Raw genomic sequence first — 13,485 nt, forward strand, 5'->3', positions numbered from 1 at the left:
CGAACGCCGGGCATCCCGGGGCAACGCCGAAGCCCGCGGCTGAAGGAGCGGCGCCGTTGGTCAAGGCGGCGTCGCACGTTCAGATCGCGGGGATGGGCTTTAGAACGCTGGAGCATCGTCGGCGGGACTATGCCCGCCGAATGTTGAAGAGCGACCTCCTTATCCTGGCCGGCTTCGACGCAGCCACGCCGGCGCCATCCCTGCGATCAGGCGAAGCATCGACTGTCCGTCCCGCCCAAGAAACAGCGTCGGCAACAGCCAGCATGACACCAGCCCCGACGCGCCGGCGGCAATCGCCACATTGAGAAGGAGAACGAGGGGCGCCACTTGGACTTGGCGCAATTGATCGACCGCGATCCAGGCACACGCACCGACCACGCTTGCAAGTGCAAGCGCTGGCGCATGTGCCCCGATGAATTCGGACCAACTGATCCCGGTAACGCGCAGGCTCAGATGCGCCATCAGCATGAAATTGGACGCGACTGCCGCGACGACGCCGGCCGCCACACCTGTCACGCCCCAGAAATGTCCAAAGAAGGCGCCTGTCGCCACGGTGACCACGAATATCGCCTGCCGCCATGCCCTTGCGTATACGACACCGGTGGCACGCGAGATGGAGTCGCTGAGCTTGTAGCTTGTGCGGAACAACATACCGACGGCCAGGATCTGCAAGGGAGCGACGACCGCGTCCCATCCCGGACCGAGCAGGACCAAAACGAGCTCGGGCGCTGTTATCGCGACGACGACGCTTGCCGGCAGCACCACAAGTGCGCAGGCCGCCACCGCACTGCGATAGGCGCGAGCGAGCCGGGCGGGCTCTTGTTGCACGAGGGCCATCGTTGGAAACAGGACGCGGTCGAGAATCTGGCCGATGATGACCGCCGGCGTCGTCATGAGCTGCGAGGAAAGCGAATAGATGCCGAGCGCTTCCGCTCCGAGCCAGCGCCCCACGATGATTTTGTCCACTTGGGTTGCGAGGTAGTTGCACACGCGAGCTATGGTGAACCCGCCACCGAAATAAAGCAGCTCTCCGGCTGCCCGTCGCTCAAGCAAGAGCCGCTTAGGATGTGGTTGGCCGATGAGCAGCACGACCGTGCGCAGCAGGTTCTGGGTCATGAGTGCACCGACAAGCGCCCAGACGCCGAAGCCAGCCAAGGCAAAGATCGGTGCTGCGATCACGAAGCCGACGGCAAAAGTCGCCGCGTCGACGGCGGCCAGCCACTCAAACCGCAAAGCCCGCTGGGCAACGGCTTGCGCCACCAGTGCGATCCCTTGGCAAAGGAAGACCACACTGGTGGCACGCACGACCGTTGCCAGTTCGGTAAGTCGCATGGCGTGGGCGATAGCCGGTGCGACCAACCAGACCAGTCCGGCGATCAGGAGGCTAAGGACCAGCGACAATGTAAAGCCGACCCGAAGGTGACGCTCGTCGAGTTCGGGTCGCTGCACGATTGCCGGCGCAACACCGAGGTTTTCGAAGATGGTTGCGAGCTTGATAATGACAAGAGCCGCGGCATAAAGCCCAAACTCACTGGGAGAAAGGAGCCGGGCGAGCACGAGGAGCGCGACAACCTCCGCCAGGGCGAGGGCCCCCATGGACAAACCCGTCCAGAACATGCCCACGACACTGCGCTTTGCCAGTCCCTGTCGGATATCGCTCACGCCTTGCACTCCTCAGGCGAAGGACCTAACACGGCGCCCTTGCCGGCCTTCTCTGTTCGAAGCGGAAGGGGTACTTCGTAGCCATATACGCGCATCTCTTCTTCGACTTCCGGCAGGATCGCCTGCAGTTGTTCTGGATCGAAACGAAGCCATTTCTCCTGGCGCGTGGGGTCGACCATCTCCTTGGCGACACGAAGGATATCATCGCTGCAGACGAGCCCGCAGTGGTCGTAGATGCGGCGCAAGGTCGTCTCGGTATCCTGCATCAGGTCCTCATAGCGACAGGTCAATACGCGGCCTTCTCCGAGCTGGGCGAGATCTTCTCTCGCCCGGCGGTTGCCACGCGCCCATTGGCGGGCAATTACGGTCAGCTTGTCGTGTTCCCTCAGATCCTGATCGATCCCCTCGTATTTCGGCCCGTAGATCGGCGCGTATTTCTTCCGCAGTATCTTCTTGACGAAGATTTGTCGGATCAACGCGCCGGCATAATGGTGAAGCTGTGTTATTGGTGTTGTCGCAAGCGTTCTCTTCATTCCCTTCAGCGTCTTCGTTCGCTGCCATTTCAGTTCCATGGAGCTGATATAGGAAAACGGATTTCTCGTGATGAAGAGGAAAGTCGCCTCAGGGAAAATCTGGTGCACATAGGATGAGCGAAGGACGTTGGACGGGGTGTTCTCCATGATCTGCCGGCCACCGTTCCTTACCTGAAACTCGAGGAAGCGGCCGCGGATGTAGCGGATAACCTTTTCCGTCGCATCGCGCTCGGTAAACACGTCGTGGCACCGCCCGGGATCCGCGTAGAGCCAGAGCGTCCTCGGCTCATACCAGGTCACCACATCAGGATGCAGGCCGATCAATTTCTGTGTGATGGTCGTGCCTGATCGATAGTTGCCAATCAGGAATATCGGGGGTCTGAGTTTGGTCGCGATCACGGCAAACCTCGTTCTGTGGAGATACCGGGCAAAGCAAACGGCAATGGTGGCCCAACCTGGGTTGAGCCTATTCGTCCCGGAAAGCGCGCATCATCTGGTCCGACAAAGGCTTCATCAGGTAGGACATCACTGTCCGATCCCCGATCGTGATGAACACTTCGGCGGGCATGCCGGGAACGAGGGCCAAGGGACTTGCGTGTGCCGGACTATCGAGCGTCGGCGTGATCCGCGCGACGTAATAGCTCTCGTTCGTTCGCTGGTCATGCGTGACGTCGGCCGAAATCAATGACACGACACCTTGGAACTCCGGCGTAATGCGCTGATTGAAGGCGGTAAACCGCAGCAGGGCGCTTTGGCCGACTTGAATCTGGTCGATGTCTTGGGGGGCAACCTTTGCCTCGACCGCCAAAACATCGTGATCCGGAATGATCATCATGATCGGCTCGCCCGCGCCGATCACGCCGCCAATGGTGTGCACCGTCGACTGATGGACGGTACCGCTTGCGGGTGCACGGATATCGACGCGCAGAAGTTGATCCGTGGCCGTAACCTGGCGTTCCTCGAATTCAGCGATCTTTGCGTCGACGTCACGTAATTCGCTGCCGGTCGAGCTCGAGAATTCTTTGTCCAGCTGCAGGATTTGGAGAAGCACCTCAGCGATCGCGCCCCGCGCCTGTGCAGTGCTGGCAATCAACTGTGCCCGCTCGCCCTCAATCCGGGTCGCGTCGCGTTCGTAGGCCGTCAGCTTCGACAGCGGCGTGAGTTTCCTTTCAACAAGATCGCGAATTCCCTGGAGTTCTTCCCGGATCAGCTCGATCTCCTTTTTCTTGGCCCTTCCTTGGGCCAGGTAGCCCTCGATCTGCTTCTGCAGTTGCTCGATGCGCTCACGCAGCCGCGCCTTGTTCCCGGATCGTTCGAGGCGACGTATCTCGAACAATCGCCGCTCGCTCTCAACCAGTGCCGCGACCTCCGGTTGGCTCATCCGCGCGGTAAGTGTCGGGGCGATGGTCAATTGTTGGTCGCCATCGCGCTCAGCCTCGAGGCGTGATTTTCGAGCGTAGAGCTCGTCCAAGCTCCTGGTCACGAAGGCCAGATTGGCGCGGGGCACGACGTCGCTGAGCTGCACGAGAAGATCGTCGGCTTCAACATGCGCGCCGTCTCGCACAAGGATCCTGCTGACGATGCCGCCAGTCGGGTGCTGGACCTTCTTGCCATTGGAAGCGACAACCACCACGCCGTGGGCGATGATTGCGCCCGAAATCTCAATGGTTGCGGCAAATCCGCCGACCACGCCGAAGAGCAGGGCGATGATAGTCACCCCGCCCAGAAGGTTACGGCGAATGGAGCGTCGGTGGGAGTGTGTCGCGTTCATCTGAGAGTCGGTAATTGTCTTGGCGACCATTCAATTCGATGGTTTGGACTGTGCGGCAACGCGTTTCAGGCCGTCAATGTTGGCGGGGTGCAACGGGATGAGCTTGGAAAGCACCCGTTCTCGCGGGCCCAACATCTGCATCTGCCCTTCCTTCATTTCCATCACCAGGTCGACGGCGGCGAGGATGTTGGGCCGATGCGTAACGATGACGACGATACCGCCGCGGGCCTTGATCTTTCTTATGGCATCGCCAAGTGCAATCTCGCCATCTGCGTCAAGGTTTGAGTTCGGCTCATCGAGGACGATCAGGAATGGATCGCGATAGAGCGCGCGGGCAAGAGCAATGCGCTGACGTTGTCCGGCCGACAGAGCGGCCCCGCCTTCGCCAATCTGGGTTTCGTATCCGTTGGGCAGACTGACGATCAGATCATGGACACCTGCGGCACGGGCGGCAGCGACAACGGCATCGGCATCCGCCACCGGTTCGAAGCGCGCGATATTGGCTGCCACCGTTCCTGCGAAAAGCTCAACGTCCTGCGGCAGGTAACCGATGTAGCGCCCGAGATATCCCTGCGGCCATTGTTCGAGTGCCGCCCCGTCAAGCTTTATGCGGCCGATGGTTGGTCGCCACGCGCCGACGAGGGCACGCACGAAGCTTGATTTGCCGGAGCCGCTGGCGCCGATAACCCCAAGCCCGACGCCAGCATTCAGATCGAACTCAATCCCCTGGACGATCAGCCGTTGTGTGCCGGGCGCGCTAACGGCGACCCGATCTACCGTGAGGTTGGAGCGCGGAGCGGGAAGAGCCATCGGTGCAATATCCTCAGGCAGCCGCGCGAGCAACTGGCTCAGTCTGCGCCAACTTTGGCGGGCCGAGATGAAGTTGCGCCAATGGGAAATTGCGAGATCAACGGGCGCAAGGGCCCGCCCTGCGAGGATTGACCCCGCGATGATGACCCCGGCCGTCGCTTCGCCATGGATGACCAGCCACGCGCCGATGCCCAGCATGGCCGATTGAAGCATCAGTCGCAACGCCCTGGACAGGCTGCCGAGGCCTCCAACGACATCACTGACGCTTTGCTGTTGGGCGATATGTTCGCGGCTCGTTTCCCGCCATTGGTCGTGCAGGTGCCGGCGCATACCCATGGCCGCCAATACCTCGGCATTGCGGCGGCTGGCTTCCGCCAGGTTGTTGCGCCGGATCCCGGAAGATGTCGCCGCGCTCGCAGGCTTTCGCGTCAGCATCTCGGTCGTGATTGTCAGTGTTACAAGTACGATTGCGCCGCCGATCGCGGTCAGCCCCAGGATGGGATGGAAACCCCAGATGATTGCGATGTAGAAGGGCAGCCACGGCAGTTCGAAAAGCGCATTGGGACCCGGGCTGGCGAGAAAGGTCCGAATGCTATCGAGGTCGCGCTGAGGCTGCAGACCGTCGCCTTGTTGCCCGACGAGGAGAGGTAGACGTGCAATAGCGCTGAACACTCGCGCGGAGACTGTTTCGTCCAGTTCAGCGCCGATCCTCGTCATGATCCGACCGCGCAGGAGATCAATGAGCGCTTGCCCAAAAAAGAGCGCAGCGGCCAGTATCGACAGGCCGACAAGTGTTGGCACGCTCCGGCTCGGTAGGACCCGATCGTAGACCTGCAGCATAAAAATCGCGCCATTCAGCATGAGGATGTTGCTGACGCCGCTGAATATTGCCACACCTACAAGTGCGCTACGGCAGGAACGCAAACCGCTTGCAAGTTCCGTACCAGGCGCGGGACGTTGAGCGGCCGAAAGCATCGCCGCAGAGTTATTGGCGACGGAGACTTTGATTTTCCGCCTCCGTGGAACGAGCATCAGCAGCAGACCCAGTGCCGTGATCGCTATCCAAAGCAATGTGCCATCCAACGCAACACCGGTCAGCTTGGTTAGCTGATCGCTTATCAGGGTGGCGCTTGCGTTGAGGCTTTCCATCCAGGCTCGCCATGGAGCGACGGAGAGCTCGGACCTTGCTGTCTTCCACGCGCCGCTGGTCGGCAGGAACTCAAACGCGAACCGACCAAGTGCGAGTGCGAACAAGAACGCACCGAGCACTTGCAAGGTTGTGAGCGGGCTTGTGCGATGGCGCGATCGGCGCCGCGGCCCGCGCAAAAGATGAGCCTGTTTTGCCGGTGCGGTTGGGTGGCGAGGTTCTGAGCGCATGCGACTTCCCACAACAACGACGGCCGCACCTGAAAGGAAGGTCAAAATGCCTGCAATATTTGGGCCGCTGAAAACCATCTCTAGTGCATCCCGGCCGCCCAAAAGGCCGGAAACCAACGACCGGCAAGCCGCATCTTGCGAAACTGTTGCACCACTGTCATTGTTCTCGTTGATCGTTGCTACGATATTTGCCCGTGACTCTAACTGTGGCTTCGGATGAAGATTTCAGCATGAGGAGTGACTGGTGTTAGAACTCGCAATCCTTCTGACGTTTGGTTTCCTCGGAGGATGCTCCAGGCGGGTTGCCTGGATCTTCGTTTCGTCCGTTGGAGTATTGTTGATCGCACCAATTTACCTGGTGCAGTATCGAGAGATCGTCAGCCCTCTCCCTGTGATCTTGCTGACGTTGCTCGCCGTTATGACCGTGCAATTGGGTTCTTTGACCGGTTTGCTGGTGCTGCGCCCGTGGCGCATAACGCGTAAATCGGCCGCCGAAACGGTGGACAGCGTCTCAACCCCACCTCAAAAGGCTTTCTTCTCCATGTCTGCCGCCGGGTCCGGACGGGATGCCGCTGACGAATAGAAGCCCTTGCTTGCCACCACCGAGACCTCTATGAGGTCGCCGGCATTGACTTCGGTGTTCTCATTTGCGGCAACTTCCTGGCCCGTTTCTTTGCCGCGCCGGAAGATCAGGATCTTTACGGAGCCCTGCAGGTCTTCGAGTGTCCGGTGCTCGCCATATTCGAAGACGAAAAGCAGTTTGTCCGACAGGTATCGTAGCTGGCTTGCCAGCTTCGCCAGCTGAACCTGTGTTTCCTGCGTGTCCGAAATCAACTGAAACTCGTGCTCCTGGTGTTTCTTGCGCAACTCGCTCTCCATGTTGAGCAGATCCTGCTGCAGTCGCGTCTGCTGCATCTCGAACTGGGCGAGGTCGAGGCGGTAGTTGTTGTGCGCGCGCTCCAATGCCATCACGTTCGAGTTGGTGATCAGACCTTTCTGGCGCAGGGACCTGACGGATTCCAGTTCGTCGAGCTGGCTTTTCACCGTCTGCTGCCGCTCGCCCTTGGCGCCGGCCAACATTTCGGCTTCCTTGTTCAAGCGTGCGAGCGAGGCTTGAAGATAGGATATGTCGTCGCGGAATGCGGACAGTCGGGCCGTTAGTTGTGCCTGCTCGGTTGCTATGATCTCGCCAATCAAACTCTGGCCAAGTTCAGCCGGGGGATCGGTCGGGACAACAATGCTGTCGACGAGTTTGCTCTCTGCGTGAAGCCGGCCAAGGCGAACCTTCAGGCGATACTCCTCGATCAGCAGGTTTGCCCGCTCGCTGCGCAGGTCCGCGATCTGCAGCGCAGGCACAGTTTCTCCAGCTGTCGTTGGACGGAAGCCGCCAGCGAGAGCCAATGCGTGCCTGACGGTTATTCCCGGCTGGAACGGATAGGAGCCAGGATGGGCAACGGCGCCGGAAATGAAGAACGGCCGGTATTGCCCGATCTCGACTTTGATATAAGGGTCGAGGATCAATTTCCGTTGCTGGTAAGCGCTCCGGATATCCTGAGATAGGGCGCCGGTCGTCAGGCCACGGGCCCGAACGTCTCCGAGAAGTGGAAGCGCGATCGCGCCGCGATCATCGACCACAACCTCCAACGGATAGGCTGGTTCCCCGAAGACCAAGACGCGCACCACGTCGCCCGTGTCGAGGAGATACCCGTCGGCGCGGGCGAAGTTCGCGGCGAACAAAGCGATGACGAGCGCAAGAGTTCGCAGCAGAAGGCGACCGCAATCAATCCCACTGACAGGTCGATGGAAGCCCCGGCACACGCGTCCGAACGGAACTGAGACATAGGTTGGATCGACACACCTTTTCATCGCCGCCTCCTTCGTCAACGCTCAAGGCGTGACGATACTCGATACACTTTAGAATGCGTTTTAGAATGCGTTGCTGTGCACAAGGACGCGCATCGTCCTGAACAGGATCTTCACATCCAGCCATGGCGACCAGGAGTGGATGTATTCGAGGTCGGCTGCGACCCGGCTTTCGATGTCGCATCGCTTTTCGGTCGGGCCCCGATAGCCCCTGATCTGAGCGAGGCCCGTCAGGCCTGGTTTCATCGCGTGACGATGCCAGTAATCCGGCACCACTTCCCAATAAAGCGCACCCTCCGCGGATGCACCAAGCGCGTGCGGCCGCGGACCGACGAGGCTCATCTGTCCCAAGAAGACGTTCCAAAGCTGCGGCAGCTCATCAAGGCTGGTATGGCGCAGGAAATGCCCGAGCCGTGTTATCCGGGGGTCGTTCCGTTCGGTAAGGTGGTTACCGGCTGTGTCTGTCAAGTCGACACGCATGGTTCTGAACTTGATGCAGTTGAAGTATCTGTTGTTGGTGCCGATGCGTTTCTGCACGAAGAATGCTGGACCGGGCGAGTCCGCGCGCACGAGTACGGTGAGAACGGCGACGAGGGGTACCATCACCGGCGCGGCCAAGAGCACGAGCAGCAGGTCAAAGGTGCGCTTGAAGGCGCGCTTGTGCAAAGTCAGCGGTCCCGTGGAAACAACCAGCGTTGGAGTGGAGTCGAGGTAGCGGAGAGCCAACGGTTTCAGGCCAGCAAGACCTGGTTCAAGTAACTCGGTCTCAAACCCGAGTTCGCCGAGTAGCTTCGCCCATTTCAATTGTTCCTTGAAAGCCTTGAACGACAGCACGATCCGGTCCGCGTCAGCGACGGCAAGCGACAGATCATTGAGGAAATTTGGGTCGGTTTCCACCGGATGCCAGTCGCATGCCCTCACGTTGATCGTCGCCGCGACTTTACGCTGGCGATTGGAACGGACGCTGTCGTCGCCAAGCAGAACGACCTTTGCCTCCGTCTGATCCTCTCGCCGACGTAGTCCCGCCGCTATGCCGCAATGAAGGACGGTGAGGCCAATGGCTGTAAGGCCGAGGAAGAGAAGCGTTTCTTGCGACAGAAAATTGCCGATGACATTGAAGGCGTGTGCGGCCAGCAGCGAAAAGCCGGTTGCCGCAGCCAGTGAGGCAAGGCAGCTTTTGATAGAGTTCGTGGCTGAACGTAAGGTCGGCAAGTGGTACGCGCCAAGGCTCCAGGCCGCGACCAGATAGGTGGGCAAGACGACGTAGGCGAGCTTTGGGCTCTGGGCGAAGCCGACCACCTCGAAGCTGGTGACGTCGGCCGTGATCGCTGCCGCAATGATCATGCATAGATCGCTGAGCATCGCCAAGGAGCACAGCAGGCATCTGAGCACGTAGCGGTTCTTGACTTGCTCCATTGGGAGCGAAATTGCCCTGTGCCAGGGACGTGTGGATTCGGCGGGTATTTGAGTCACGATACATCTCCCAGGGGAAACGGGACGAACCTATTGCCTTTGAAAGAAAGGAATCGACGCCCGGCTTGGCACAGACGGCGGCGCCGGGATCTTTGCATCAAGCGTTGGTGTTGCCTTCGTTAGTGGTATGCCTGCGCGCCTGAAGGACGGTCGGCAGCGGGTGCCCCCAAAACGGATTGGTAGACCATCTCGACGCTGTCGCACATCGCATCGAGCCCCCAGGATGTGAGGTCGGTGCGCCTTGCTCCTTCGGCCAGATGGGCGCGAAGCGGTTTGTATTCGAGGAGGTCGGCAACGGCCGCTGCCGCCGCGCCCACATCACCCGCTGGCGTCACGACGCCGTTGATCCCGTGCTTGACGACTTCGCCTAACCCGGGCAGCTCCGACACGACACAGGGCCGGCCGCCAGCCAGATATTGCATGACAACGCGCGGCAGTCCTTCCCGCATCGACGTCAGCACGCAGACATCGGCCAAGCTGATCAGTTGCTCCGGCTCGGAGTGATATCCGATCAGGTGGATACTTTGCGCCACCGGCGAACGCGCAATGGCAGCTTCGATATCAGGCCGTGCCGGCCCTTCGCCAGCAAGAATCAACCGCACGTCCGGAACGCGTTGGACAACCTGCGGGAATTCTTCAATGAACTCGATATGGCGCTTCCTGGGCTCGAGCGCCGCCAGCATCAAAACGACCGGTGGCTTGGGTTCGCCCGGGGCAATGCCAAGAAGCCGCGGCGCCTCCTTCGGCCACTTTGCGCCAGAGAAGCGGGCAAGGTCGAAGCCCGAATGAACGACATAGTGCTGGGCGGGACTGCCGATGCGGTGGAACAGGCAGATTTCGCGCATCGATTGGCTGACATCGATAAAGGCACGGGTGTACCTGGCCGTCAGCCGCTCGGCCGCCAGAAACGTCATCTTCTGCGCGCTGCCGACCTGCACGAAAGGTATGATGTGGACGCCATGGATGATGCCTGAAACATTCGCCTGCCTGGCGGCGAGCCGACCAATGATGCCGGCCTTGCTCTGGTGGGTATGAACGATATCGGGGTGCCATTCTTGGAAAAATCGACTGAGCTGCATCAGGGCCGCGAAATCGTTGGAGGGAGATATTGGATGGACAAGCGCGTCGAGGCCAACAACACGCATGGTCTTGGCGACCGAAGCCTGCAGGCTGGGATCGTATTCGTTGCCGTGAACCAGCAAGACCTCATGGCCGTGTTTCACCTGAGCGTGGCAGCAGGCCAGCGTATTTTCCTCCGAACCTGCGCGATACAGGCGGGTTAACACGTGAACGATCTTCATCTTTTTGTATCTCCGCGACATTAATGACTGCGGATCCTTCAGACGGGAGCCGTGGCCTGGGAAACGACGGGTGTCTGCCCGCGTGGGGTTCCTCAAAACGTTGCGATCCAAGGGAACATGCAGTTGGCCCCGCCGCAGGCGTGGTGCGTTTTGGTCTGTTCGGGCTATCTGTCCGGGCTGTAGGGAGGACGGGGCGGCCTACAGGGACAGCCAGATTTGCTTGAAAAGGTTCCCGTTGATGGTCTCGGTATTGGCGCTTGCGTCGATGACCCTGATGTCCTTGTCGAGTGCGCGAAGCTCGGCCATCAATGACATCCGCGCCTCAAACCCTTCCTTGCTGATTTCGCCAGGCTTCCGGCTCTGCGAGACCGCGAAATCCGATACGAGGTGAAGGGTCAGGTCTGGCTTGCACTCATTCATCTTCTGGTAAAGCCACTCTTCGAACCGGGCGAGGGCCGCAATTCCGGGAACGGCGGGCAGGTTCGACGGGATCATCGGCCCGTCCAGATAGCCCTTTTGAAGCGTCTGTGGCCAGCGGTCACAGACGACGATGAGGCCGCGTGTCGCCCAGCGATGTGCGCGCTTGACGACCCCGTATCTTTCGATCGCAATCAGCACGCCCCAAAGGGCCAGCCCGGCCGCAAGTGCCTTGCCCTTCGCCCCGCTGCCTGGCTCCTTCCGATCACGCTGGATCATCGCCTTGAAATGACGTCTGCGGGGTGCAAGCAGGTTCTGTAGTCCTTTGCGGAACCACCAACCATTGCCCTCTCCGGTGCCGACATAAACCTGCGCGCAGCCGAACTTCCAAGCGAAGGTCCGCGCCAGCAGATTGGTCTGGGTGCTCTTGCCAAGCCCGTCCGGTCCCACGAGAGCCACCACGAGCCCGCCTGTCAATGCGCGCCTTTTGGCCGGAACGCTACCCGGCAACACGCGTCCGAGGACCCTTAACGAAAGATAGGAGGCCTTGCGGATCACGTGGATTGTTGCATCCGCCAGACCGCTACCACTCGAAAACCCGCACCGGTGACGGATCGAGCGCCTCAGCCGTGCAAGATCAGCGCGATGCACCTCGATGCCGCTGTCGCTCGGCCGTATTCTGCAGGTTACTTTGCCGTTCGGGCCGCCATCGTATTCGATGACGCATTCTTCCGGTTTGCCCGATAGTAAGGGCAGCCGCGCGAGTTTATTACCCCAATCCCCAGGTACAGCCAGCCATTGTGTCCACGGCCATGCTCGCAAACGAAACGCGAAACGGCCAATCGCCAACCCGATCTCAGCCTCCGCAGAGGCGACCGGTATGGATATCCCAGCGATAGACAGGTGCTCCCATTGCTCAATTGCCGCGTAGTCGAACGCCAGATAGCGCTTGCGGAACTCCCAGCCAACGCGGATGCCAACATGAAGATCGATATGAAGATAGGCACTGCGTGAAAAATCAGGGACAAACCAGTCTTCTCGACCTGCGCAGGCATTGTCGTAGCAGGAGAGGCTCACACTGCGCAGACCGTGCAATCGCGCCATGATCCCGCAAAAGGCCGGGTAGTCCTGCTTATCGAGCAGCATGTCCATATCATCACGGCCAGCGAGTGCTTCGGGCAGGCTTGCCATGTCTTGGATCATTCCATAACGGATGCCGGCTGCATCCAGCGCCGCGAATAGTTCAGCGGCAGCCGCCAGCGGCGAAACTGAAGGCGGCGATGTGCACAAAGCGGGATCGCAGCGCAACACTGTCACATGATCCAGGCTGTTCGCCGCCGAAGGCGTAGAATCCCGTGCAACGATGTTTTCTTGCCAAGTGGACATGGGCTGTGAGCTCATGGGAGCCACCGAAACCGTTCACGGCTGCCTGTCGGCTCCGTGGACCTCTTTGAGAGAGTGTGGTTCACCCCTCTCGCCCTGTTTAGGCATGGCCAACGGAGCCCGTCGCAATCGATTGTCGGGAGCGTCATCATTGAAAATCCATGGTGTGATGTTGTCGCTCATCCGAGCCGACGCCGGCCAATTCTTCGCAGGCTACCGCACCGAAGGTGAGTCGATCGGACTCATCATCTGTGCATAAAATGCCATTAATAAGTAATAGACCGCAAGCTACGAGGAACAAAGTTCCTGTGTCAATTTAATACTATGCATTTATCTCTGTCTATATAAATCGGAACCGCACGGTTCATAATGTCCATCAGCACTCTAACGGCGCCGGACCGACCGACATAGTCGAGTACGCCTAGTTGTTCTGCAAATGGGCCGCTTGAGACCTTAACTGTTTTACCAGTTTGAAATATATCTTTTGGGTGCAGGAAGCCGTCTTCGTCTGTTGCCATGATCAAAGATTCTACAATCCCGTAGGGTACCGGTATCGGCTTGCGGTCGCTCATGACGAGCTTCCGTACACCAACGGTCGAATTGATCGGCGACCACCTCTGCCGTTGAATGTCCAGCGAGACAAAAAGGTAGCCGTCGAAATAGGCCGAGCAAACGGTCTTTATGGTGTGCGCGTGACGAATGGTTCGGTGCCTTTTCGGCAGGTAGGTCCGTAAGTTTTGTGAGGACAAGTGTCTTTCAGCCAGGCTCTCACAGTGTTGATGTGTCTGTACAACGTACCAGCGTTCGAGCTGAGTATCGCCCATCGGCGCCGTAGGTGAGCCGCCGCGTGTGTTGTCAGTTAGCATCTCTCCACCTCTATTTTCTATTTTATTTA

9 protein-coding genes are annotated in these 13,485 nt (G+C 59.5%); all 9 read right to left on the reverse strand.

The annotated features are described in order from the left end of the window. Window positions 1–159: 159 nt before the first annotated feature. Window positions 160–1,662 carry a lipopolysaccharide biosynthesis protein gene (locus tag AC3WWH_RS13740; protein WP_440660895.1) on the reverse strand — a complete coding sequence of 501 codons (1,503 nt, stop codon included), beginning with the start codon at window positions 1,660–1,662 and terminating at the stop codon, window positions 160–162. After that, complete coding sequence (locus AC3WWH_RS13745; protein ID WP_492377058.1) at window positions 1,659–2,594, reverse strand: sulfotransferase family protein; 936 nt, start codon at window positions 2,592–2,594, stop codon at window positions 1,659–1,661. Before AC3WWH_RS13745 ends, AC3WWH_RS13740 begins: the two co-directional genes overlap by 4 nt. 67 nt (window positions 2,595–2,661) lie before the next feature. After that, window positions 2,662–3,996, reverse strand: a complete 1,335-nt coding sequence (locus AC3WWH_RS13750) for an HlyD family type I secretion periplasmic adaptor subunit (protein WP_058328515.1) — start codon at window positions 3,994–3,996, stop codon at window positions 2,662–2,664. Next, on the reverse strand, window positions 3,997–5,751 hold the full coding sequence (locus AC3WWH_RS13755) for a type I secretion system permease/ATPase (RefSeq protein ID WP_058328541.1): 1,755 nt from the start codon (window positions 5,749–5,751) through the stop codon (window positions 3,997–3,999). It abuts the gene before it with no gap. 924 nt (window positions 5,752–6,675) lie between these two features. Next, entirely contained in the window at window positions 6,676–8,019 is a 1,344-nt protein-coding gene (locus AC3WWH_RS13760) for a polysaccharide biosynthesis/export family protein (protein WP_082641205.1), read from the reverse strand. Window positions 8,020–8,079: 60 nt separating this feature from the next. Next, window positions 8,080–9,432 (reverse strand): exopolysaccharide biosynthesis polyprenyl glycosylphosphotransferase, encoded by a 1,353-nt coding sequence (locus AC3WWH_RS13765; protein WP_058324830.1) that lies wholly within the window; start codon window positions 9,430–9,432, stop codon window positions 8,080–8,082. A 176-nt stretch (window positions 9,433–9,608) separates the two neighbouring features. Further along, a complete protein-coding gene (locus AC3WWH_RS13770; RefSeq protein ID WP_113399344.1) occupies window positions 9,609–10,790 on the reverse strand; it encodes a glycosyltransferase in 1,182 nt (393 codons plus the stop codon). A 198-nt stretch (window positions 10,791–10,988) separates the two neighbouring features. Next, complete coding sequence (locus AC3WWH_RS13775) at window positions 10,989–12,593, reverse strand: nucleoside/nucleotide kinase family protein (protein ID WP_492377059.1); 1,605 nt, start codon at window positions 12,591–12,593, stop codon at window positions 10,989–10,991. Between the two features lie 308 nt (window positions 12,594–12,901). Then, on the reverse strand, window positions 12,902–13,456 hold the full coding sequence (nusG, locus tag AC3WWH_RS13780) for a transcription termination/antitermination protein NusG (RefSeq protein ID WP_058324828.1): 555 nt from the start codon (window positions 13,454–13,456) through the stop codon (window positions 12,902–12,904). Between the last annotated feature and the right edge of the window lie 29 nt (window positions 13,457–13,485).

It is taken from the genome of Ensifer sp. EB106-03-01-XG145, from assembly GCF_058792075.1.

What these genes read in the sequence shown, in the direction of transcription:
- nusG (WP_058324828.1), bottom strand. Translation starts at nt 13,456, where the DNA reads ATGCTAACTGACAACACACGCGGCGGCTCACCTACGGCGCCGATGGGC.
- AC3WWH_RS13765 (WP_058324830.1), bottom strand. Translation starts at nt 9,432, where the DNA reads ATGGAGCAAGTCAAGAACCGCTACGTGCTCAGATGCCTGCTGTGCTCC.
- AC3WWH_RS13770 (WP_113399344.1), bottom strand. Translation starts at nt 10,790, where the DNA reads ATGAAGATCGTTCACGTGTTAACCCGCCTGTATCGCGCAGGTTCGGAG.
- AC3WWH_RS13755 (WP_058328541.1), bottom strand. Translation starts at nt 5,751, where the DNA reads ATGCTTTCGGCCGCTCAACGTCCCGCGCCTGGTACGGAACTTGCAAGC.
- AC3WWH_RS13760 (WP_082641205.1), bottom strand. Translation starts at nt 8,019, where the DNA reads ATGAAAAGGTGTGTCGATCCAACCTATGTCTCAGTTCCGTTCGGACGC.
- AC3WWH_RS13775 (WP_492377059.1), bottom strand. Translation starts at nt 12,593, where the DNA reads ATGTCCACTTGGCAAGAAAACATCGTTGCACGGGATTCTACGCCTTCG.
- AC3WWH_RS13750 (WP_058328515.1), bottom strand. Translation starts at nt 3,996, where the DNA reads ATGGTCGCCAAGACAATTACCGACTCTCAGATGAACGCGACACACTCC.